Annotated in this window: 14 protein-coding genes, 3 rRNA genes and 1 pseudogene; 11 read left to right on the forward strand and 7 right to left on the reverse strand. The window is 63.5% G+C overall.

All coding sequences use genetic code 11. The annotated features are described in order from the left end of the window. Positions 1-250: 250 nt before the first annotated feature. Positions 251-1,081, reverse strand: coding sequence for an IS21-like element helper ATPase IstB (gene istB, locus ACVWZ8_RS09375; RefSeq protein WP_426977330.1), 831 nt, complete (start codon positions 1,079-1,081; stop codon positions 251-253). Further along, positions 1,078-2,334: pseudogene (istA, locus tag ACVWZ8_RS09380) on the reverse strand (IS21 family transposase). Before istA ends, istB (ACVWZ8_RS09375) begins: the two are co-directional and overlap by 4 nt. 191 nt (positions 2,335-2,525) lie before the next feature. Here istA and ACVWZ8_RS09385 point away from each other — a divergent pair. Beyond that, positions 2,526-2,846, forward strand: coding sequence for an IS3 family transposase (locus ACVWZ8_RS09385; RefSeq protein ID WP_456504471.1), 321 nt, complete (start codon positions 2,526-2,528; stop codon positions 2,844-2,846). 43 nt (positions 2,847-2,889) lie between these two features. Here the strand turns inward: ACVWZ8_RS09385 and istB (ACVWZ8_RS09390) are convergent, their stop codons facing one another. The 3 genes from istB (ACVWZ8_RS09390) to ACVWZ8_RS09400 are packed head-to-tail and all read right to left on the reverse strand — an operon-like array spanning position 2,890 to position 4,381. Continuing rightward, positions 2,890-3,648 (reverse strand): IS21-like element helper ATPase IstB, encoded by a 759-nt coding sequence (gene istB / locus ACVWZ8_RS09390; protein WP_456504472.1) that lies wholly within the window; start codon positions 3,646-3,648, stop codon positions 2,890-2,892. Next, the gene (locus ACVWZ8_RS09395) at positions 3,645-3,824 is read right to left on the reverse strand and encodes a hypothetical protein (RefSeq protein WP_456504473.1); all 180 of its coding nucleotides are present in this window, start codon (positions 3,822-3,824) and stop codon (positions 3,645-3,647) included. The genes istB (ACVWZ8_RS09390) and ACVWZ8_RS09395 overlap by 4 nt, the downstream gene beginning before the upstream one ends. Beyond that, positions 3,821-4,381: a Mu transposase domain-containing protein gene (locus ACVWZ8_RS09400; protein WP_456504474.1), complete on the reverse strand. Its 561-nt coding sequence runs from the start codon at positions 4,379-4,381 to the stop codon at positions 3,821-3,823. The genes ACVWZ8_RS09395 and ACVWZ8_RS09400 overlap by 4 nt, the downstream gene beginning before the upstream one ends. Before the next feature lie 127 nt (positions 4,382-4,508). On the opposite strand from ACVWZ8_RS09400, the gene ACVWZ8_RS09405 reads away from it, so the two are divergent. The 8 genes from ACVWZ8_RS09405 to ACVWZ8_RS09440 all read left to right on the forward strand — a co-directional run bounded on the left by ACVWZ8_RS09405 (position 4,509) and on the right by ACVWZ8_RS09440 (position 17,057). Continuing rightward, entirely contained in the window at positions 4,509-4,748 is a 240-nt protein-coding gene (locus tag ACVWZ8_RS09405; protein WP_456504475.1) for a hypothetical protein, read from the forward strand. A 270-nt stretch (positions 4,749-5,018) separates the two neighbouring features. Then, on the forward strand, positions 5,019-5,363 hold the full coding sequence (locus ACVWZ8_RS09410; RefSeq protein WP_456504476.1) for a hypothetical protein: 345 nt from the start codon (positions 5,019-5,021) through the stop codon (positions 5,361-5,363). Positions 5,364-6,525: 1,162 nt separating this feature from the next. Beyond that, positions 6,526-8,051: ribosomal RNA gene (locus ACVWZ8_RS09415) — 16S ribosomal RNA — on the forward strand. Positions 8,052-8,548: 497 nt separating this feature from the next. Then, a 23S ribosomal RNA gene (locus ACVWZ8_RS09420) occupies positions 8,549-11,687 on the forward strand. Positions 11,688-11,901: 214 nt separating this feature from the next. Further along, positions 11,902-12,018, forward strand: a 5S ribosomal RNA gene (gene rrf, locus ACVWZ8_RS09425). Together the 16S, 23S and 5S rRNA genes form the textbook arrangement of a ribosomal RNA operon. A 461-nt stretch (positions 12,019-12,479) precedes the next feature. Further along, positions 12,480-12,767 (forward strand): HU family DNA-binding protein, encoded by a 288-nt coding sequence (locus ACVWZ8_RS09430; protein WP_011776355.1) that lies wholly within the window; start codon positions 12,480-12,482, stop codon positions 12,765-12,767. Between the two features lie 163 nt (positions 12,768-12,930). Next, positions 12,931-15,096 (forward strand): cytochrome c oxidase assembly protein, encoded by a 2,166-nt coding sequence (locus ACVWZ8_RS09435; protein WP_456504477.1) that lies wholly within the window; start codon positions 12,931-12,933, stop codon positions 15,094-15,096. Continuing rightward, positions 15,096-17,057, forward strand: coding sequence for an NHL domain-containing thioredoxin family protein (locus tag ACVWZ8_RS09440; protein WP_456504478.1), 1,962 nt, complete (start codon positions 15,096-15,098; stop codon positions 17,055-17,057). The genes ACVWZ8_RS09435 and ACVWZ8_RS09440 overlap by 1 nt, the downstream gene beginning before the upstream one ends. Before the next feature lie 249 nt (positions 17,058-17,306). Here ACVWZ8_RS09440 and ACVWZ8_RS09445 read toward each other — a convergent pair whose 3' ends face one another. Both ACVWZ8_RS09445 and ACVWZ8_RS09450 read right to left on the reverse strand, forming a co-directional pair. Continuing rightward, complete coding sequence (locus ACVWZ8_RS09445) at positions 17,307-18,299, reverse strand: hypothetical protein (RefSeq protein ID WP_426979583.1); 993 nt, start codon at positions 18,297-18,299, stop codon at positions 17,307-17,309. A 144-nt stretch (positions 18,300-18,443) separates the two neighbouring features. Continuing rightward, positions 18,444-20,141, reverse strand: a complete 1,698-nt coding sequence (locus ACVWZ8_RS09450) for a helicase HerA-like domain-containing protein (protein WP_456504479.1) — start codon at positions 20,139-20,141, stop codon at positions 18,444-18,446. A gap of 204 nt (positions 20,142-20,345) precedes the next feature. Between ACVWZ8_RS09450 and ACVWZ8_RS09455 the strand changes: the two genes are divergently transcribed. Both ACVWZ8_RS09455 and ACVWZ8_RS09460 read left to right on the forward strand, forming a co-directional pair. Continuing rightward, positions 20,346-21,149 carry a hypothetical protein gene (locus ACVWZ8_RS09455; RefSeq protein WP_456504480.1) on the forward strand — a complete coding sequence of 268 codons (804 nt, stop codon included), beginning with the start codon at positions 20,346-20,348 and terminating at the stop codon, positions 21,147-21,149. A 162-nt stretch (positions 21,150-21,311) separates the two neighbouring features. Further along, positions 21,312-22,301 (forward strand): LLM class flavin-dependent oxidoreductase, encoded by a 990-nt coding sequence (locus tag ACVWZ8_RS09460; RefSeq protein ID WP_456504481.1) that lies wholly within the window; start codon positions 21,312-21,314, stop codon positions 22,299-22,301. The last annotated feature ends 74 nt before the right edge of the window (positions 22,302-22,375 follow it).

Below are 22,375 nucleotides of genomic sequence, written 5' to 3' on the forward strand. Positions count from 1 at the left end.
GCCAGCAGGAACGTCCGGCTACGTAACGGGCCCGCAGCTCGATTGATCATGTGCGTGGCAGGGCTGTCCTCAGCCCTGTTCCGGCCAGAAGTCGGGCCAGCCGGTCCAGACGAAGGGCAACTTGCAACGACCGATCGGCAGGGGCCATCCCCATGTGGACTGCACCCGATGTGTCAATGCTTGGCTAAAATTGACCCCTTTTTGCTGTTCTAAAATTGACCCCTTGACGGGGCCAGGGTCTGTAGTTTTGTTAGTCCTTGATGGTTGTACTGGCGAGCTGATCGCGCCGGTTCTTAGTCCGGTAGGAGTCCCCTTTCAGGGGCACGACCTCGGCGTGATGGACAAGGCGGTCAATCATCGCGGCGGCGATGATGTCGTCATTGAAAACCTCTCCCCACCGGGAAAACGTCATATTCGAGGTCAGAATCAGGGACGCATGCTCATAGCGGGAAGAGACAAGCTGGAAGAACAGATTCGCGGCATCGGCGTCGAACGGGATGTAACCTACTTCGTCGATTATGAGTAGCGGGTAGCGGGCGAGCCTGGCCAGTTCGGTCGGGAGTTCACCCTTGGCGTGAGCCTGCTGCAGTCGGCTGATCCAGCCTGCGGCCGTATCGAAAAGCACCCGGTGCCCGGCGTGGGCGGCCTTGATGCCGAGCCCGATGGCCAGGTGTGTTTTCCCGGTTCCCGGCGGCCCTAGCAAGATCACGTTCTCCGCCGCATCGATGAAGGACGTGGTGCCCAGATGGGCTATCGTCTGCCTGGCCAGTCCAACGTTGTGGGTGTAGTCATACTCCTCCAGGGACTTCCGTGCGGGGAAATGCGCGGCGTTGATCCGCAGCTGGGTGCCGTTGGCCGCCCGGGCACTGACCTGGCGGTCCAGCACGGCGGCCAGGTACTCCTCGTAGGCCCAGCCTTCCGCCCTGGCACGTTCGGCGAGACGTTCATAGACCTCCGCGACCACCGGCGCCCGCAGCGCCCTGGCCAGGTACGCCAACTGCGCCGATGGCTTGACGGCTCCCGCAGTTCCTGGGCCCGGCTGTCCGGCCGCCGGGGCGGACAGTTCGGCAGTGGTCGTCATGACAGCGCCGGAACGCTCGAAGCGGCGCCGGTGCGGTGGCTGAAATCTATCCCGTAGAGCGCGTCGTAGTCCGGCAGTGCCCGGGCGCTGACATCGGTGGGCGGCGGGGCAGGACGGGCGTGGTTCGCCTTTCAGTACTCGGTGCGCAGCCTGCCCGCCGATTCCTTATGGGCCGGGTCCGTGATGGTCTGATGCACCGCCCAGGACCGCGGATGATCGGCCACCAGCCGGCCCTCGAGGCGGACCTGGATCCGCTCCAGCGTCCCGGCGACATCGACCATCCGTCCGACCGCCACCGGGTCAACGGAGTAATCGTTGGCGTGGACCCGGACGTAGTAATCCCGCGGCAGCCGCACGCGGTCGGCAAACCCCAGATGAGGTGCAACAGGAGGCAGGACGGCCATGGCCAACCGGTCCGCGGGCAGCCGGTCAACGGGCCTGGCCCCTGTCCGGCGCACCAGCCGGGAATTGGCCCCGGGTAGCCAGGCACCGAGCTGGGTGTTGAAGTCCGCCGGGGAGGCAAGGGCACGCCCGGGCATGAACGAGGTCTCGTAAAAGTTGTTGCCGCGCTCAACGATGCCTTTATGTTCGGGCTCCCGCACGGCGACCTGGTAGATCCTGGTCCCCAGGATCCCGGCGAAGGACCGGGCCGGTTCGGTGAGTTTGTTCCTCCGTCCGATACCGCTCTCGCTGTCCCATACAAGTTCCTTGGGCACGCCGCCGAAAACACTCAACAGTGCCCACATTCCGCAGAGCAGATCAACGGTCTGCCGGGACGGGATCATCATCGCCGCGAGCATCCGGGAGAACCCGAGCACCATCACCAGTACCGGTGGCGTTCCTGTCTGCCCCGCACCAAGGGGAATCACTGCCGGCGGGAACCACAGATCACACTGCACCCGTTCCCCGGCCACGTACTCGGTCCGGTCAGTCGGATCGACACCACGGTACTCCGGCCTAAGCAACGCGACCTTCGCGCGCAGAATCGCTGATGAATGTTCCCATCCGATGCGTTCAGCGATCACCGTCGCCGGCATCGTCGGCACGTCCTTGAGCAACGCCCTGATCCGCGGTTCCGCCGCGTCCGTCAGGGAACCCCTGCCCGGCCGTTCATAGCGTGGAGGCGTAGCGGCCGCCAACGCCGCCCGGACCGTGTTCCTCGCCAAACCCAGCCGACGCGCGATGGTCTTGATCCCCAGATGCTCGCTGCGGTGCAGCCGCCGGATCTCTGCCCAATCTTCCATGATGATCATCCTCAATCCAACCCCGGAGGGGTCAAGATTCAAACGGCGCTATGGGGTCAGTTTTCACTAAGCAGCGACACGATGGTTGGACTTGAATTGGGAGACCGGTTTTCGGAGGTGCGGTTCGATACCGCCATTAAGGTGCACCGTCCACCCAAGCTGTCGAGGAAGCCCTGGAAGAGAGCGTCCAGCGCTTCCAGATGGATAACGCGGCGCTTAAGAAATTGCATGCTTGCTTCAGCGCGGTCACCCGTCCCGGTCCGAAAGAGCGGCCCGTGTGTTGCCTTCGGTCCACGGCTGGCATTACTGGAACCATCCCTACCGCCGGAAGCCGACGCTTCGCCGCAGTCACCGACTTCACGGACGAACTGGACACCTACATCCACTGGTATAACCACGTCCGGATCAAGGAAAAACTGAACGGCCTCAGTCCGGTGCTGTACCGGACGCAGCTCCGGCTGACTAGACTGACAGCCAGCCGCGGCAGCGCGTGGGGATCTGTTAACGCCAACCGAAAATAGGGCCATTAGTGCCAATTGAAAACGGGGCCACGGGGTTGTGGTTCTATTGTGCCGTACTGGCGGCGGGTTGGTGTTTTTTGAGCCGGTAGCTGTTGCCTTTGAGGCTGATGACCTCGGCGTGGTGGACGATCCGGTCGATCATGGCCGAGGCGATGGTCAGGTCTCCGAAGACGTCGCCCCAGCGGGCGAACGGGAGGTTGGACGTCAGGATCATGGAGGCGTGTTCGTAGCGGCTGGAGACGAGCTGGAAGAACAGGTTCGCGGCGTCCTGATCGAACGGGATGTAGCCTACTTCGTCAATTATGAGGAGCCCGTAGCGGCGTAGTTTGACCAGTTCCTGGGCGAGTTTCCCGCGCGAGTGGGCTTCCTGCAGGCGGGCGACCCAGCCGGTAGCGGAGTCGAAGAGGACCCGCTGCCCGGCCTTGGCTGCCTTGATGCCGATGCCGACCGCGAGGTGCGTTTTGCCGGTGCCGGGTGGTCCGAGCAGGACCACGTTTTTGGCTTCGGAGAGGAACACCCCGGTGCCCAGGTGCGCGATGAGGTTCCGGTCCGCGGAGGGCTGATGGTCGAAGTTGAACTCGTCCAGGTCCTTGTGGGCCGGGAACCGTGCGGCCTTGATCCGTGTCGCCGCTCCGGACGCTTCGCGTTCGGAGACTTCCCGGGAGAGGACCGCGGCCAGGTACTCCTCATGGGACCAGCCGGCGTCCCGGGCCTGGTCCCCGAGCCGGCGGAACCCATCGCTGATCCGCGGTGCACGCAGGGCCCGGGCGTAGTACTCGATCTGTGACGGTGTCCCGCTCATGAGGCCACCTCCAGGACCAGGTTCGACTGCTGGCCGAGGTCGATGCCGAAGATCTCGTCGTAGGCGGCCAGATCCCGCACCTGCACCGCTTCCTCGGGTTCGGGGCGGTGCACCCGCTGGGTCCGGAAGTCCCGCCGCATCACCGCCGCGCGGGCCACATGGGCCGGATCGGTCACCACCAGGTGCCGGGCCCATGCCCGGACATGGGTGGCGATGATGACACCCTATGAGTGACCCAGACAGTGTCCAGATCAGCAGTGACATCCACGATCCTCCCAATGAACGAAGGGTCCACGGAATAGTCGTTGGAGAACACCCGCACGTAGTAATCCCGCGGGAGCCGCACCGCGTTGCGGAACACCGCCTCCGGGGTCACCGGCGGCAGCTCCCGCATCCGCTCCCGGTCCAGGACGATCAGCTCGTCCGGGCGGCCGTGGCGGGACCGCGAGTACCGGTGATTTGCCTTGGGCAGCCAGTCCTCCAGCTGGCCGTTGAAATCCGCTGGTGAGCGGAAGTCCCGGCCCGGCATGAAGCGTTGCCGGAAGAACCTGTTCATCCGCTCGACCATGCCCTTGGACTCGGGATCCCGCGGCGGAAGCAGCTTGATCTCCAGTCCCAGGGACCCGGCGAACGCGGCCACCGGCTCCGTCGGCCGGCGCCGGCCGATGCCGGACTCGTTGTCCCACAACAGCCTGGACGGGACCGCCTGCGCGTCCTGCAGCAGAGTCCACATTCCGCCCAGAAGGTCCGGTGTCGTCCGGGGACGGCAGCATCCGGGCCTGGATGAATCCCGAGAACGCCGAGGTCATCACCAGCACCGGGGGCGTGTCGTTCTGGCCCTCACCGACGGGCAGTGGCTCGTGCGGGAACCAGAGGTCGCACTGGACCTGGAACCCCGGCTCGTGGACCAGGCGGTCGGCCGGGTCAGGCGGAGCGTATTCCGGCCGGATCGCGGCGACCTTCGCCGGAACAGCGACGCGGAACCAGACCAGCCAACCCGCTCCGCCAGCGTCGCGGCCGGCATCGTCGGCGTCCTCACCAACAACTCCCGCACCCTCGGAGCAAACGCATCAAAACTCGACACTCCGGCCGCCCGCTGATACTTCGGCGCCCGGTCCGACTCCAGCGCCCGGTCCACCGTTCCGCGGGAAACGCCCACGATCCTGCCGATCTCACGCTTCGAGTGCTTGCCCGTCGAAAACAGGTGGCGTATCTCCGCCCAATCATCCAAATTGATCACCTTCCATAATGGTCGGTGGCCCTATTTTCAGTTGGCGTTCCTGGCCCTATTTTCGGTTGGCGTTAACAGGATCTCCTCGCTGCGAATGTGCCACGACTGGTCGTATCTTCCGGGGCGTAGGATCTCCTTCATGCGCGTCGAAACGTCGTACGAAGGTGATAGCCGTTGGGAGCAACATCAGAACATTTTTCGCGTGTATTTTTTCAAGGAGCCTGGGCCCGGATATTCGGTCACCACATTCGATATAACTCATGCGACGTTCTCGGAAGCCAATAGGTGGGCGGATGATGAGGCTGGCGATCGCATGTATTCAATTGCACTGGTTTCCTCAAACGAGCAGGAAGAACGCGGCCTTGTTTGGCTGATCGGTGACGATGCCAATGACGTGTTGGACCCTGGCCCAACAACTGATCCCCAGCGCGTCCAAGGACGGCTGCGACAAGAAATGGAAGAGACTCGCTTGCGGCGAAACTAGGCTGTGATCCTCCGGCTCAGGCTCAGCGACGCGTCGCCGTTCATAGCCTCAAACGCCCGCTCAGCGTGCGGCTTGGGATCCTGCACAATCGTCTAGTCGAATCCCTTCCGGGGGTGCAGTTCAATGACCCTACCCATGCCCAGCCGCACCGCCAGCCGGCCCCTCTTAGATGCCCCTCAGAATCCGGGAGCGGGTTCCCCGTCGCCGCCGCGGGAAGTCCTCGAGGTCCATCCGGGTACAGGCAAACGGCAGGTCGGCGGCCATGGGCGTGGTGGCCCATGACCAGGCCTCCGGATTCCAAAGCCATATCCACGGGTCTGATCCGCCGGCGAAGTTGCTCCGTTCCCTTCCGCGCCTTGGCCCGCGAGCACGCCGGCGTCCGCGGTGGGCCTGGTCCGGACGGACGCGAGACCGAAAGGGTCTTGCCGTTGCCCAGCACCAACAGGAACAGCGTCAGCACCTCCGCCGGCAATTTTGTGGCGGCCGGGATTCGACTTGAACACCACGGTCTACCGGGAGGCAGGCCTGGCTCCGGACAGACCACGGGTGCAATCACACCACTACCCCACCCGTCGGCAGAGCTGGTGCGGGTGACGTACTGCACAGATTGCGCTTGTTGGGATGAAGCGCAGTTTGGAGGTCTCGTGGGCCGTTCTGGCCAGTGCCGGCGGGGCTTGAGGGGCCAGCGGGCCCCTGCAGGGTGGAGTTGCGGTGGGGGTTGGATGGGTGTATTGTTTTCTAAGTCGCCACGAGGGAGACCAGCGGAAATGCTGGGAACCGGAGGCGGCCAATCCCCTAAAATTTTCAAGCCAGGATCTGGTTGGCGTTTTGTGCGCTGCGGGTTCGGGTGGGGTCGGTTTGGTTGCTGGTGTGGTCCTGGAAGCGGGATTTGCGTCGGGGGCTGGAACCGGGTAAGTTTGAAAAGTTGCTCCGGAGCGATCCTCGACTGGATGAGTCGTGGTGGTGCCGGGTGTGTCTGTTGTTTGAGAACTCAATAGTGTGCCAAGTTTGTTGATACCAATTTGTTTATATGGATTGGTTGAATTTGCCGGATCCCGCCACCCCGTGGTGTGGTCTGGTGTTTTTGGCTGGTTTCAAATTTTGTGCAGCCTTCGCGTCCCGTTTTCCCGGGGGTGTTGGTTGTGTCTGTTTTTGTTTTACTTCAACGGAGAGTTTGATCCTGGCTCAGGATGAACGCTGGCGGCGTGCTTAACACATGCAAGTCGAACGATGACCCGGTGCTTGCACCGGTGATTAGTGGCGAACGGGTGAGTAACACGTGAGTAACCTGCCCTTAACTCTGGGATAAGCCTGGGAAACTGGGTCTAATACCGGATATGACTCCTCATCGCATGGTGGGGGGTGGAAAGCTTTATTGTGGTTTTGGATGGACTCGCGGCCTATCAGCTTGTTGGTGAGGTAATGGCTCACCAAGGCGACGACGGGTAGCCGGCCTGAGAGGGTGACCGGCCACACTGGGACTGAGACACGGCCCAGACTCCTACGGGAGGCAGCAGTGGGGAATATTGCACAATGGGCGCAAGCCTGATGCAGCGACGCCGCGTGAGGGATGACGGCCTTCGGGTTGTAAACCTCTTTCAGTAGGGAAGAAGCGAAAGTGACGGTACCTGCAGAAGAAGCGCCGGCTAACTACGTGCCAGCAGCCGCGGTAATACGTAGGGCGCAAGCGTTATCCGGAATTATTGGGCGTAAAGAGCTCGTAGGCGGTTTGTCGCGTCTGCCGTGAAAGTCCGGGGCTCAACTCCGGATCTGCGGTGGGTACGGGCAGACTAGAGTGATGTAGGGGAGACTGGAATTCCTGGTGTAGCGGTGAAATGCGCAGATATCAGGAGGAACACCGATGGCGAAGGCAGGTCTCTGGGCATTAACTGACGCTGAGGAGCGAAAGCATGGGGAGCGAACAGGATTAGATACCCTGGTAGTCCATGCCGTAAACGTTGGGCACTAGGTGTGGGGGACATTCCACGTTTTCCGCGCCGTAGCTAACGCATTAAGTGCCCCGCCTGGGGAGTACGGCCGCAAGGCTAAAACTCAAAGGAATTGACGGGGGCCCGCACAAGCGGCGGAGCATGCGGATTAATTCGATGCAACGCGAAGAACCTTACCAAGGCTTGACATGAACCGGAAACGCCTGGAAACAGGTGCCCCGCTTGCGGTCGGTTTACAGGTGGTGCATGGTTGTCGTCAGCTCGTGTCGTGAGATGTTGGGTTAAGTCCCGCAACGAGCGCAACCCTCGTTCTATGTTGCCAGCGCGTGATGGCGGGGACTCATAGGAGACTGCCGGGGTCAACTCGGAGGAAGGTGGGGACGACGTCAAATCATCATGCCCCTTATGTCTTGGGCTTCACGCATGCTACAATGGCCGGTACAAAGGGTTGCGATACTGTGAGGTGGAGCTAATCCCAAAAAGCCGGTCTCAGTTCGGATTGGGGTCTGCAACTCGACCCCATGAAGTCGGAGTCGCTAGTAATCGCAGATCAGCAACGCTGCGGTGAATACGTTCCCGGGCCTTGTACACACCGCCCGTCAAGTCACGAAAGTTGGTAACACCCGAAGCCGGTGGCCTAACCCCTTGTGGGAGGGAGCTGTCGAAGGTGGGACTGGCGATTGGGACTAAGTCGTAACAAGGTAGCCGTACCGGAAGGTGCGGCTGGATCACCTCCTTTCTAAGGAGCACCTACAAACGTTCCGCCTCCGTGTATGCGGGGTGTGGGGTTTGTCAGGAGTACGCCCGTTGCGCAGACGCTAGTTCTGCGGCGGGTGCTCACGGGTGGAATATCAGCAGATAGCGGCCGCGTGTTCTTCTCCTTACCCAGTACGGATCCTCTCTTGAGGGGTTCCTGGAACGGTGCGGGGGCGGGTTGCATGCGGTTTAGTGTTTGGCACACTGTTGGGTCCTGAGGCAACAGGACCGGGGTTTTTCCCCGGGACTTGTTTGTTTCTGGTTTCCTGGCTGCACCGATCATACGGTTGTGCCCCTTTTGCGGGGGTTCGTGTGGGGTGTGTGGTACGGGGTTGTTGTTTGAGAACTACATAGTGGACGCGAGCATCTTTTATAAGAAGCAATTTCCAAGAATATGAACCTGGATCTGTTGTTCTGCCTTTCTTAGGTGGAGTGATGGTTTTCATGGTTCTCTCGTGAATTAGTTTTTTGATCTTTTGTGGTCAAGTTTTTAAGAGCACACGGTGGATGCCTTGGCATTAGGAGCCGAAGAAGGACGTAGGAATCTGCGATAAGCCTGGGGGAGTCGATAACCGGACTGTGATCCCAGGGTGTCCGAATGGGGAAACCCCGCCGGGGGCGCGAGCTGCCCGGTGACCCGCATCTGAACACATAGGGTGTGTGGGGGGAACGCGGGGAAGTGAAACATCTCAGTACCCGCAGGAAGAGAAAACAATAGTGATTCCGTCAGTAGTGGCGAGCGAACGCGGATCAGGCTAAACCGTTCCATGTGTGATAGCCGGCGGGCGTTGCATGGTCGGGGTTGTGGGACTTCCCGTTCTGTCTCTGCCGGGACAGTGGGGTGAGTAGTACAGGCATAGGTGAACGGTCTTGAAAGGCCGGCCAGAGAGGGTGTGAGCCCCGTAACCGAAATGTTGTGTACCGCCTGGTGAAGTATCCCAAGTAGCACGGGGCCCGAGAAATCCCGTGTGAATCTGTCAGGACCACCTGATAAGCCTAAATACTCCCTAATGACCGATAGCGGACCAGTACCGTGAGGGAAAGGTGAAAAGTACCCCGGGAGGGGAGTGAAACAGTACCTGAAACCGTGTGCTTACAATCCGTCGGAGCCAGTCTGATTCTGGTGACGGCGTGCCTTTTGAAGAATGAGCCTGCGAGTTAGTGTTACGTCGCGAGGTTAACCCGTGTGGGGAAGCCGTAGCGAAAGCGAGTCTGAACAGGGCGTTGCAGTGGCGTGATCTAGACCCGAAGCGAAGTGATCTACCCATGGCCAGGTTGAAGCGACGGTAAGACGTCGTGGAGGACCGAACCCACTTCAGTTGAAAATGGAGGGGATGAGCTGTGGGTAGGGGTGAAAGGCCAATCAAACTTCGTGATAGCTGGTTCTCCCCGAAATGCATTTAGGTGCAGCGTTGCGTGTTTCTTACCGGAGGTAGAGCTACTGGATGGCTAATGGGCCCTACAAGGTTACTGACGTCAGCCAAACTCCGAATGCCGGTAAGTGAGAGCGCAGCAGTGAGACTGTGGGGGATAAGCTTCATAGTCGAGAGGGAAACAGCCCAGACCACCAACTAAGGCCCCTAAGCGTGTGCTAAGTGGGAAAGGATGTGGAGTTGCGAAGACAACCAGGAGGTTGGCTTAGAAGCAGCCATCCTTAAAAGAGTGCGTAATAGCTCACTGGTCAAGTGATTCCGCGCCGACAATGTAGCGGGGCTCAAGTACACCGCCGAAGTTGTGGATTTCAGATGATAGCCAAGCCGCCCCCTCGTGGGGTTGGTTCAGGCGTCTGGAGTGGTAGGGGAGCGTCGTGTGGGCAGTGAAGTCGCGGTGTAAACCAGCGGTGGAGCCTACACGAGTGAGAATGCAGGCATGAGTAGCGAAAGACGGGTGAGAAACCCGTCCGCCGAATGATCAAGGGTTCCAGGGTCAAGCTAATCTGCCCTGGGTAAGTCGGGACCTAAGGCGAGGCCGACAGGCGTAGTCGATGGACAACGGGTTGATATTCCCGTACCGGCGAAGAACCGCCCATGCTGAACGGGGGACACTAACCGCCCGAAACCTGCCTGACCGCCCTTCGGGGCGGGAGGGTTTTGGTGGAGCGCGGGACCTGATCCCGGGAGGCAAGCGTATTAACAGGTGTGACGCAGGAAGGTAGCCGAGCCGGGCGATGGTTGTCCCGGTCTAAGGAGGTAGGGCGAACGGTAGGCAAATCCGCCGTTCATGATGCCTGAGATCTGATGGGACCCCCTCACGGGGGGATTCGGTGATCCTATGCTGCCGAGAAAAGCATCGACGCGAGGTTCCAGCCGCCCGTACCCCAAACCGACACAGGTGATCAGGTAGAGAATACTAAGGCGATCGAGAGAATTATGGTTAAGGAACTCGGCAAAATGCCCCCGTAACTTCGGGAGAAGGGGGGCCCCCATCGTGATGGACACTAGCTGTCCGGAGCGTGCAGGGGCCGCAGAGACCAGGGGGAAGCGACTGTTTACTAAAAACACAGGTCCGTGCGAAGTCGCAAGACGATGTATACGGACTGACTCCTGCCCGGTGCTGGAAGGTTAAGAGGACCGGTTAGCCGCAAGGCGAAGCTGAGAATTCAAGCCCCAGTAAACGGCGGTGGTAACTATAACCATCCTAAGGTAGCGAAATTCCTTGTCGGGTAAGTTCCGACCTGCACGAATGGAGTAACGACTTCCCCGCTGTCTCAACCATAAACTCGGCGAAATTGCAGTACGAGTAAAGATGCTCGTTACGCGCAGCAGGACGGAAAGACCCCGAGACCTTTACTATAGTTTGGTATTGGTGTTCGGAGTGGCTTGTGTAGGATAGGTGGGAGACGTTGAAGCCCGGACGCCAGTCCGGGTGGAGTCATCGTTGAAATACCACTCTGGTCACTTTGGACATCTAACTTCGGCCCGTAATCCGGGTCAGGGACAGTGCCTGATGGGTAGTTTAACTGGGGCGGTTGCCTCCTAAAAAGTAACGGAGGCGCCCAAAGGTTCCCTCAGCCTGGTTGGCAATCAGGTGTCGAGTGTAAGTGCACAAGGGAGCTTGACTGTGAGAGAGACATCTCGAGCAGGGACGAAAGTCGGGACTAGTGATCCGGCGGTACATTGTGGAATGGCCGTCGCTCAACGGATAAAAGGTACCTCGGGGATAACAGGCTGATCTTGCCCAAGAGTCCATATCGACGGCATGGTTTGGCACCTCGATGTCGGCTCGTCGCATCCTGGGGCTGGAGTAGGTCCCAAGGGTTGGGCTGTTCGCCCATTAAAGCGGTACGCGAGCTGGGTTTAGAACGTCGTGAGACAGTTCGGTCCCTATCCGCTGCGCGCGCAGGAAATTTGAGAAGGGCTGTCCTTAGTACGAGAGGACCGGGACGGACGAACCTCTGGTGTGTCAGTTGTACTGCCAAGTGCACCGCTGATTAGCTACGTTCGGATGGGATAACCGCTGAAAGCATCTAAGCGGGAAGCTCGCTTCGAGATGAGATTTCCATACACCTTGTGTGTGAGAGGCCCCCAGCCAGACCACTGGGTTGATAGGCCGGATGTGGAAGCGAGGACTAACGACTCGTGAAGCTGACCGGTACTAATAGGCCGATAACTTACACCACACACTCTCTTCGTGAACGGATTCAAAAGACGTTCACACCATGGGGAGGGTACAAAGAAACAAGACTGCTTGCGTCCACTATGTGGTTCCCAGACAACAAACCCGTTCACACGGCATGTTGTCCCAGGAACCGTCAACTGAATAACAACACCACAGTTGTAACACCAGATTTCCCACCCCCACAGGCCACGGCCAGGAGGGTCGGGAGCAAGGGTTACGGCGGTCATAGCGTGGGGGAAACGCCCGGTCCCATTCCGAACCCGGAAGCTAAGACCCACAGCGCCGATGGTACTGCACCCGGGAGGGTGTGGGAGAGTAGGTCACCGCCGGACAACCATTAAACACGGTCGAGAGCCTCCAGACACGTCTCTGGAGGCTCTCCCGCATTTAACCCCCAAAACGACACCCAGTGCCTGCCGGCAGAACCAGCCCGCCAGCCCTCCCGGAACCTGGAGGAGGCCTGCGCCCAACCCCGCCGAACGCCAGGCTCGCCACGGGGATCAGACACCACAACGGCTGGCGCGGCGGCCGCCGTCGGACGGCAAGAACTCCGCACGGGCCCCAGTAGGGCAGCATGCCCGGCGGCAAGGTCCGACGTCCGGCTGGCGGACGCGTCCGCTGTCGGCGAAATATCACGCCGAAAGCGAGCGATTCCCGTGATTTTCCCCGAAAAACGCCGAAAACACGCGGAATTTGCCGCCTCGGCGGCGGCAAGCTGGTAAGTTTTCGAACAGTGGCTTGTGCGCATGCCGTGTGCAGGCTCCAGAAATCATGACCGTCCAGGAGGACATAAATGGCTAAGAACCGTAGTGAACTTGTTGCAGAGGTAGCAGGCAAGGCCGGCACCAGCCAGGCAGCCGTCAACTCCGTGCTGGATGCACTGTTCGAGGTTTTCGAGACCTCTGTCGCCGCGGGCGAAAAGATCACCATCCCGGGCTGGCTCGCAGTTGAGCGCACCGACCGTGCAGCTCGCACCGGCCGCAACCCGCAGACCGGCGAGACCATCCAGATTGCCGCTGGCCACAGCGTCAAGCTGACCGCCGGTTCCAAGCTGAAGGCTGCAGTCGCCAAGAAGAAGTAGTCTTCTTCGAAGGACTGAAAGGAGCGGCAACCTTCGGGTTGCCGCTCCTTTGCGTTAAACCCTGCGTTCACGGCCGGCGTTCGTCGCCAAGACCGGCCTGACGGCCCCAGCGCGTTCACGGCTTCGATTCGGCGACCGGCCGGGCGTAGCGGACAATGGAGATGTGCCTTCCGCCGCAAATCCCCGTGCCACAGCAGCCGCGCCAACCCCTCACGGGGGAGCGCGAGGCCCTGACGCCTACCCGGGCGGTATCTCCCGCGCCTGGCAGCTCGCGGGCCTTGTGGCCCTCTTTGCGGGCCTTTCAGCAGCACTGCTCTTCTCCGGTGCCGCCGCGGCCCGCCAGGTCTCCGACCCCGGCGCCCTGGTGCGCTGGGGGCTGCCGCTTAGTAAGGCCATCCACAATGTCTCCCTCGCGACGGTAATCGGCGGGCTCATCTTCGCTGTCGGCATCCTGCCGCGCAGCCTCGCAAGCTCGCGGTCCAGGGACAGGGACGCCCCCGAGCACCCAGCGTTCACCCGGGCGCTGACCTTAGCCGCGGGGGCCGGGGCCATCTGGACACTCTCGGCGATCGCCGTGCTGGTACTGAGCTACTCGGACGTCGCGGGGCAGGGGATTTCCGGGGACCCGGAGTTCACCCGGTCCCTGGTCTACTTCATGACGGACATCGAGACCGGCAGGGCCTGGCTGGCGGTGGTCATCATCGCCGCTGTCGTGACCACGGCGCTCTTCGGCGTCCGTTCCCGCGGCGGCCTGGCGGCAACCTTGGTGCTCGCCCTCGTGGGCCTGGTGCCCGCTGCCCTGATCGGCCACTCCTCCAGCTCGGATGACCACGAAGGCGCCATCAACTCCCTCGGCCTGCATCTGGTGGGTGTGTCGGCGTGGGTGGGCGGCATCATCATGCTGGCTCTCCTTTCCGGCATACTCGGAGGCGTGGCCGCCGGGGCTTCAGTCAAGACCGGCACCCGGCCTGACATCACGGAGCCGACTCTCCGCCGGTTCTCCGCCTTGGCCGGGTTCGCCTTCACCCTGGTCTTCGCCTCCGGCGTCGTCAACGCCAGCATCCGCGTCACCAGCTGGACCGACCTCTTCGGCTCCGCCTACGGGCAGCTGATTCTGGCTAAGGCCGCGGCCACCGTCGTGCTCGGCGGAGTCGGCTTCATGCATCGCCGCTGGGTCATCCCGCAGCTGGGAAGCCAGGGCAGCGGACTGTCCGCCCGGCGGGTCCTCTGGCAGCTCGTCGTTGTGGAGCTGATCATCATGGGTGCGACGTCGGGAATCGCCGTCGCGCTCGGACGTTCCGCGCCGCCACAGCCCAGCACCTTCGCCCCCGATGCTTCCCCGGCCTTCATCATCTCGGGCTACGACCTTCCGCCCGAACTCACGCCCGAGCGCTGGCTGACCGAATGGCGGCTCGACTGGCTCTGGGTCGCCGTCGCCCTCTTTGGCCTCGTGACCTACTTCCTCGGCGTCTGGAAGGTATCGCGGCGCGGCGACTCCTGGCCATGGTTCCGCTCCGTCAACTGGGTGATCGGCCTGGTGGTCCTGACGTATGTCACGTCCGGCCCGCCGTCGGTCTACGGCCGGGTGATGTTCTCCGCGCACATGGTGGACCACATGGCCCTCACCATGGTGGCCCCCATTTTCCTGGTCCTGGGCGCCCCCGTGACCCTGGCGCTCCGGGCCCTGACAGCGCGGCGGGACAGCTCGCGCGGGCCGCGCGAGTGGCTGCTGATCTTCGTACAGTCCAAGTTCTCCCAGCTGGTGACGCACCCGCTCTTCGCCGCCGCCAACTTCGCGGGCTCGATTGTCCTGTTCTACTACTCGGACGCGTTCGGCTACGCCATGCGGGACCATGTGGGCCACGAGCTGATGAACCTGCACTTCGCCCTGACCGGCTACATCTTTGTGCTCACCATGATCGGCACGGACCCCTTGCCGCGTCGGGCGCCCTATCCCATGCGGCTGCTGCTCCTGCTGGCCACGATGGGCTTCCACGCCTTCTTCGGCGTCGCGATCATGGGCGGCACCGGCCTGCTCGCCGCCGACTACTTCGGCAACCTCGGCCGCACCTGGGGCAACTCCGCCTTGCTGGACCAGCAGATGGGCGGCGCCGTGGCCTGGGGCATCGGCGAGGTGCCCACTCTGCTGGTCGCCATCGGCGTCGCCGTCATGTGGTCCCGTTCCGACGCCCGGGAGTCCAAACGGACCGACCGGGCAGCCGACAGGAATAACGACGCCGATCTCACTGCTTACAACGATATGTTTGCCAGGCTGGCCGAGCGCGATGCCAAGCTGGCCGAACGCAACCCAAAGCTGGAAGGACGCTGATGACCGAAACCCTACGCACCCACGCCCGGGTCCGGGCCTCCGAACTCGTGGGCCGCAACTGGCTCAATACCGGCGGAAAGTCCCTCGACCTTGAATCGCTCCGCGGCAAGATCGTGCTGCTCGACTTCTGGACCTTCTGCTGCATCAACTGCCTGCATGTCCTGGACGAACTCCGGCCGCTGGAGCAGGAGTACTCCGACGTCCTCGTGACGGTCGGTGTGCACTCGCCCAAGTTCGAGCACGAGGCTGACCCGGTGGCCCTGGCTGCGGCTGTGGAACGCTACGAGATCCGCCACCCAGTCCTGGACGACCCCGAGCTGGACACCTGGAAGGCCTACACCGCCCGCGCCTGGCCCACCCTGGTGGTCATCGACCCCGAGGGCTACATCGTGGCGCACCTCTCCGGCGAAGGCCACGCTGACGGCCTCGCCGTGCTGATCCCCGAGCTGATCGCCGAGCATGAAGCCAAGGGCACCCTGCACCGCGGCGACGGCCCCTATGTGGCGCCGGAGCCGACGTCGGGCACCCTGCGGTTCCCGGGCAAGGCCCTGTACCTCCCCGCCGGGCGCGGCGTCGGAACCGCGCCTGATGCCGGGTCCTGGCTCGTCACCGACACCGGCCATCACCGCCTCGTCGAACTCTCCACCGACTTCCAGACCGTGCTGGCGACCTATGGCTCGGGCGAAAAGGGATACGCCGACGGCAACGCCGCCACGGCCCGGTTCAACGAACCGCAGGGCCTGGTCCTGCTCCCGGAAGACGTCGCCGCCGAGGCCGGCTACGACGTCGTGATTGCCGACACCGTCAACCACCGGCTGCGCGGCCTCTCCCTTAAGGAGGGCACCGTCCGCACCCTGGCCGGCAACGGGGTGCAGCGGCTGCTTGAGACGGGACCGGCCCGGGTCGACGAGGAAGGCGCCGCGTTCGGCTCGAGGCTGGAAGCGGACCCGTTGCAGGTTTCGCTCAGCTCGCCGTGGGACGTTGTCTGGTCCGCCAAGCTGAACGCCGTCGTGGTAGCGATGGCCGGTGTGCACCAGATCTTCAGCTTCGAACCGCGGTCCGGAGCCGTGTCCATCATTGCCGGCAACGGCCTCGAGGGCCTGCTGGACGGTCCGGCCGAGGAAGCCTGGTTTGCCCAGTCCTCCGGTCTCGCCGAGGACGCGGACGGCAACATCTGGGTGGCGGACTCCGAGACGTCGGCCCTGCGCAAACTCATCATCGGCGACGGCGGGGCCATCACCGTTGAGTCTGCCGTGGGCAAGGGACTGTTCGACTTCGGCTTCCGCGACGGCAAGGGGTCCGAGGCGCGGCTGCAGCACCCGCTCGGCGTCACCGTGCTGCCGGACGGGTCGGTGGCGATCGCGGACACCTATAACGGGGCCGTCCGCCGCTACGACCCGTCGACGGGCACGGTCTCCACGCTGGCGCGCGGCCTGTCCGAGCCCTCCGACGTGATTGTGGACCACACCCAGGTGGCCGGCGCAGAGCCGCTTCTGGTGGTGGTCGAGGCGAACAAGCACCAGTTGGTGTACGTGCCCATCCCGAAGGAAGCCCAGCAGGTGGACGAGGGTGCGGCGCAGACCCACCGGCCCAAGAGCCCGGTGGCTCCCGGCCAGCTGGAGCTGACCGTCCGCTTCACCGCGCCGACCGGGCAGAAGCTGGACGACCGCTGGGGTGACCCGACCCAGCTGAAGATCTCCTCGACCCCGCCGGAGCTGCTCGTGTCCGGCGGCGGAACGTCGGTGGGACTGCTCCGCACGCTGGAACTCGCCTCCGACGTCCCCGAGGGTGTTCTGCACATTACCGCCCGTGCCGCGGCCTGCGACGGCTCGGAAGACGCCGACGGCGAGATCCCGGACCACGCCGCCTGCCACCTGTACCAGCAGGACTGGGGCATCCCGGTGCTGCTGCAGGCCGACGGCGACACCGAGCTGGTGCTGGACCTCCGCGGAATGGACTAGGCGCGCTGCCTTGCCGGTGCCCGAGGCTGCTGCCCGTGACCAACGCGTCACGGACAGCAGCCTTTTGGCTTTTAAGCAGGCCCGGTAACCGCGGCATCCTGCGGGAACGGGCGTGGCCAAGCGCAAAACGCTGCCCCGAGTGACGTCGAGTTGTCCACATAGGGCGTGGACCGGCGCCGACCTTGATGATGCTGCATCAGCAAAAGACTGCCCTGCGTGACGCCCGGCGGGCCAGCGCGGCTCAGGAGCTCAGTAGCTCAGGAGCGGGGTCAGCTTCACGGTGTCGACCTCGATGTCCAGGCGGGTGGTGAAACTGAAGTCTTGGACCACGTTGATCTCGCTGACGGCCCCGGTGAACAGGTCCACCGCGCGGGCCTTGATCCGTGCCTTGCCATCCAGCGGCGCCACCACCCAGCGCCCGCCAAAGGGCTCAATGCTGACTGCGGGGTACTCGGTGATGCTCCAGTCGATGGTGCCCGGGACGACGCGGTTGTTGGTTGCGTGGTAGAACGGGCAGTCCGGCTGCAGCTGCTGCTGCTTGTCCGCCTCGTCAGCGCAGCTGTCCAGGAACTCCTTGACCTTTCCGCTTACGGCGTCCTTCAAGGCGCCCGTGGCTTCCGTCAGCAGGTTCAGCGGAGCGGCGGGCACATCCCGGCCGGACAGGGTGGCGCGGGTGGGCGGGGCCGAGAAATACTCACCGCTGAGCGTGGCTTCGTATTCACCGGGATAGAAGACAGCGAAAGAGTTACGGCCGTTGGGCATGTTCACCGGCACACCGTTGAGGGTGGCTTCATTCGAGTTGACCACCGTGACGTCCAAAACGGGGAGGGCCGCTGGTATGAAGGACCATTTGTGGAAGAACAGCCACTCCGTTCCGGACTCTTCGAGCAGGAATTCGGTGCGCAGCCGGTTCCCATCAATGGTGTAGTCAAGGGGGACCATGACCTGGTTCCCGGCGCGCTCCTCCGCCTCGCCGAACTTCACGTCGCTGATCCGTGCGGCGGCAGTCTGCAGCGCGGTCCCGTCCAGCATTGCGGCGTTGCTTTGCGGAACCGAGGCACGCAGGAGGCCGAGGGCTTTTTCGCCTTCACCCTTCTGCAAGGCGTCAAGGTATTCGCGGACGGGCTGTTGCGGGCTGGCGATGGACTCGTTGACCACGTTGATCGCTACGACGGATCCGGCCACGGCGAGCATCAGGCCCAACAGCCACCCGGCTGCGATCCTGACCAACGCCTGACTCATTTGCACGTACCTTACGTTACCTGCACCCCACAGGAATGCTCTTGTCACATGCGCCCCGTGTGACGTGCACCACCGCCGGGACACTGGTCAGCAGCAGCCGGGGAGGGCGTCGGCGCAGCCGCCGGGACATGCGGGAAATTGCGGTCAGCGGCGGCGCTTGGGGGCCGTGCCGAAGACGCCGCGGAGGAGTTCGCGGCCCAGCTGGGTTCCCAGCGAGCGTGCCATGCTCTTGAAACCGCCGCCCAGCGCCCCACCGAGCGCGCCGGCCAGATCCCCGGCCATACCGCCGCCGGCCCCCTGCGGTGCCCCCTGTGGCGTCTCCCGTTTTGCCTGGCGCTCGGGTGCCTTCGCCCGCTCGGGGGCCGGTGCCGGCCGGCTGCTCGGGCGGCCCAGGATCTCTTCCTCGATCCGCCGGGCCTCGGCGTCGGTGTCGACGGCGGCGCCGCCGCCGCCGCGGGAAGGAGCAGCCGCATCGCCCGTGCCTGCACCGGCCTTACCGGTGATCTTCTCGTAGGCGGAGACCTTGTCCACCGCCGTGCCGTACTTGGGAAGCAGGGCTGAGCCGGCCACGGTGCTGGAAATCAGGGCGTCGCTGCTCGGGCCCATGACGGACTCCGGCGCGCGCAGGCGGGTGAGCGCCACGGGGGTCGGCGCGCCCTTCTCATTCATGACGGTGATGACGGCCTCGCCGATGCCCGCCGAGGTGAGCGTCTCTTCGAGGTCGTAGTCGCTCATGGGGAAGGTGGAGACGGTCGCCTTAAGCGCCTTGGCGTCCTCGGGGGTGTAGGCCCGGAGGGCGTGCTGCACCCGGTTGGCCAGCTGCCCCAGGACTTCGGCCGGGACGTCCTTCGGAGTCTGCGTGACGAAGAAGATGCCGACGCCCTTGGACCGGATCAGCCGCACCGTGGTGGTGATGGCGTCCAGGAACGCCTTCGAGGCGCCGTTGAACAGCAGGTGGGCCTCGTCCAGGAAGAACACGAGCTTGGGTTTGTCTAGGTCGCCGGCCTCGGGCAGTTCCTCGAACAGGTCGGCGAGCAGCCACATCAGGAAGGTGGAGAAGAGCATCGGCTTGGTCTGCAGCGTGGGAAGTTCCAGGCAGCTTACGACGCCGCGGCCGTCCGGGGCGGTGCGCATCAGCTCGGCGGTGTCAAACTCCGGTTCGCCGAAGAACTTCTCCATGCCCTGCGCCTCAAGCGTGATCAGTTCACGGAGGATGACGCCGGCGGTGGCCTTGGAGAGTCCACCGAGTTCTTCGAGCTCGTCCTTGCCCTCGTCCGAGGTGAGGAACTGGATGACGGCACGCAGGTCCTTCAGATCGATCAGCTCGAGGTTGTTCGTGTCCGCGAAGTGGAAGACCAGCTGGAGACTCGATTCCTGCGTGTCGTTGAGCTCCATGACGCGGGAGAGCAGGATGGGGCCGAAGGAAGTGACGGTGGCACGGACCGGGATGCCGTTGCCGTCGCCGCCGAGGGCCAGAAATTCCACCGGGAAGGTCTTGCCGGACCAGGGCTGGCCGATGCTCTCCGTGCGGGCGAGCAGCTTCTCGGTGGCGGTGGCGGCGGTGGCCAGCCCGGAGAGATCGCCCTTGATGTCGGCGAGGAACACCGGCACTCCGGCGGCCGAGAGCTGCTCCGCCATCATGTGCAGGGTGACGGTCTTGCCGGTGCCGGTCGCGCCGGCCACGAGGCCGTGCCGGTTCATCATCGCCAGCGGGAGCCGGACGGGTGCCTCCCTGTGCAGTTCGCCGTCGATGATCGCGGCGCCCAGCTCGATCGTAGGGCCCTCGAGGGTGTACCCCTTTTGGATGGTGGCGATCTTATCTGCGGTGGATTTGGTGGCCATGCCGATAGCTTAGCCGGGTCCGGGTGTCCCGGTCCCGGCTTTGGCTGGTGCTATTTGGGATTTGGCGTGCGGTTTCGAGCTCGGCGTGTGAGATGTCATGGCCCATAAAGCCGCAAACCCCTAAGCCTGCTGAGTATTCCATCCGGCATGCTCTGCGCGGCAAGTTTCCCGGCGGCAGGGCGGATCCCTGCAGTACCCTAGGGCATGCCCACCTCGCTGTTCAAGAAGCTTGCGTCCCTTGCGGTCACCCTTGGCCTTGTCCTCCTCGGGGCCGGACCGGCCATCGCGGCCGCGCCCCGGGCCTCTGAACCCGTGGGCATCGACGTGTCCTGGCCGCAGTGCGGGAAGACCCTCCCCAAACAGCCCGCCTTCGCCGTCATCGGGGTGAACAACGGGCTCGCCAACACCACGAACCCGTGCCTGGCGGCGCAACTGGCGTGGGCCGGAACGGCAAAGACGCCCGCAGCGACGTCGCAGCCACGGGTGTCGCTCTACGTCAACACCGCCAATCCCGGGTTGAAGGGCTCGTGGTGGCCCACGTCCAACACCTACAAGGGCATCCGCGTGGCCAACCCCTACGGGAACTGCGCCCTGAGGGTCTTCAAAGCCTGTTCCTACATGTACGGCTTCGCGAAGGCGTACGACGACGCCGCCATCCGCGGGGTGAGCAATCCGGCGTCGTATCTGTGGTGGCTCGATGTGGAAACGGAAAACAGCTGGCAGAGCGACAAGTCTGCCAACGCCGCCGTGCTAGAGGGGATGACTGTCTACTTCAAGGGCATTGGCGCCCGCGTGGGCATCTATTCAACCAGCATGCAGTGGGGGCAGATCGCCGGTTCCGTTCCAGCCACCAGCCCGCTGGCGGGGCTGCCCAGCTGGCTCGCCGGCGCCTCCTCATTGACCGGCGCCAAGGCATTCTGCTCCAATTCCGGGCTCACTCCCCGCAGCCGCGTGGCAATGACGCAATACATCTCCGGCGGACTCGACTACAACTTCTCGTGCCGCTGATCCCCTGACGCCGGACCGGTGTGGCTTGGCAGCAATCGTGCCGGTGCCGAAATAACCCGGGGTCCGCCGTCGTTGTCCCCAGTGTGCGTGTGCCGGAAACCGGGTGCGCCTGACGGACCATCGTCCGAATCACTGCTCCGCTACGAAAGGCCGGCTTTTCCTGTGACTGTTCCGCTTTCCATTCTTGATCTGGCAACCATCGGCAAGGGCCAGACGGCGGCAGAGAGCTTCGCGGGAAGCGTGGCCATGGCGCAGCTCGCCGAGAAAATGGGCTACCGGCGGGTGTGGTACGCCGAACACCACAACATGTCCTCCATCGCCTCCTCGGCCACCAGCGTGCTGATTGCCCACATCGCCGCCCACACCGAGAGCATCCGGCTCGGCGCCGGCGGCGTCATGCTGCCCAACCACTCGCCGCTGACCATCGCCGAGCAGTTCGGCACCCTCGAGACCCTGCACGCGGGCCGGATCGACCTGGGCCTGGGTCGGGCGCCGGGCAGCGACCAGAACACCCTGCGGGCACTGCGCCGCGATCCGATGTCCTCGGACAGCTTCCCGCAGGACGTGCTGGAACTCCAGGCCTACTTGAACGGCCCCACCCGCATTCCTGGCGTGGAGGCCACGCCGGGCAAGGGCACCAACGTGCCGCTGTACATCCTCGGCTCTTCGCTGTTCGGGGCCAAGCTGGCCGCCCAGCTGGGCCTGCCGTACGCCTTCGCCTCGCATTTCGCCCCCAACGCACTGCAGGACGCGGTCGCCATCTACCGCCGTGAGTTCAAGCCCTCCGCTCAGCTCGACGCCCCGTACGTGATTGCCGGTGTGAACGTCGTCGCGGCGGACTCTGCTGCGGACGCGCAGGCGATGTTCCGGGAAACCCTGCGGGCCCGCGTCTCGCTGTTCTTCGGCAACGGACGGGTGTTCACCGACGACGAGGCGGACATGATCCTCGACTCGCCGCAGGGCCAGCACGTGGTCCAGATGATGAAGTACTCGGCTGTCGGCACCCAGGACGCCGTGGTGGAGTACCTGGATGAATTCACCGTGCACGCCGACGCCGACGAGCTGATAGTTGCGCACCAGAGTACTGGAACCGAAACGCGGCTGCGTTCCGTTGAGCTGCTGGCCGAGGTCGCTGGACTCGTCAGGGCCTGACCGCCTCACGGGCGAAGGCCGCGGCACCGCGGCACCGCGGCACGGCGGTGCGGGATAAGGTGCCGCCGGGAACG

Source organism: Arthrobacter sp. UYCu723 (genome assembly GCF_054059215.1).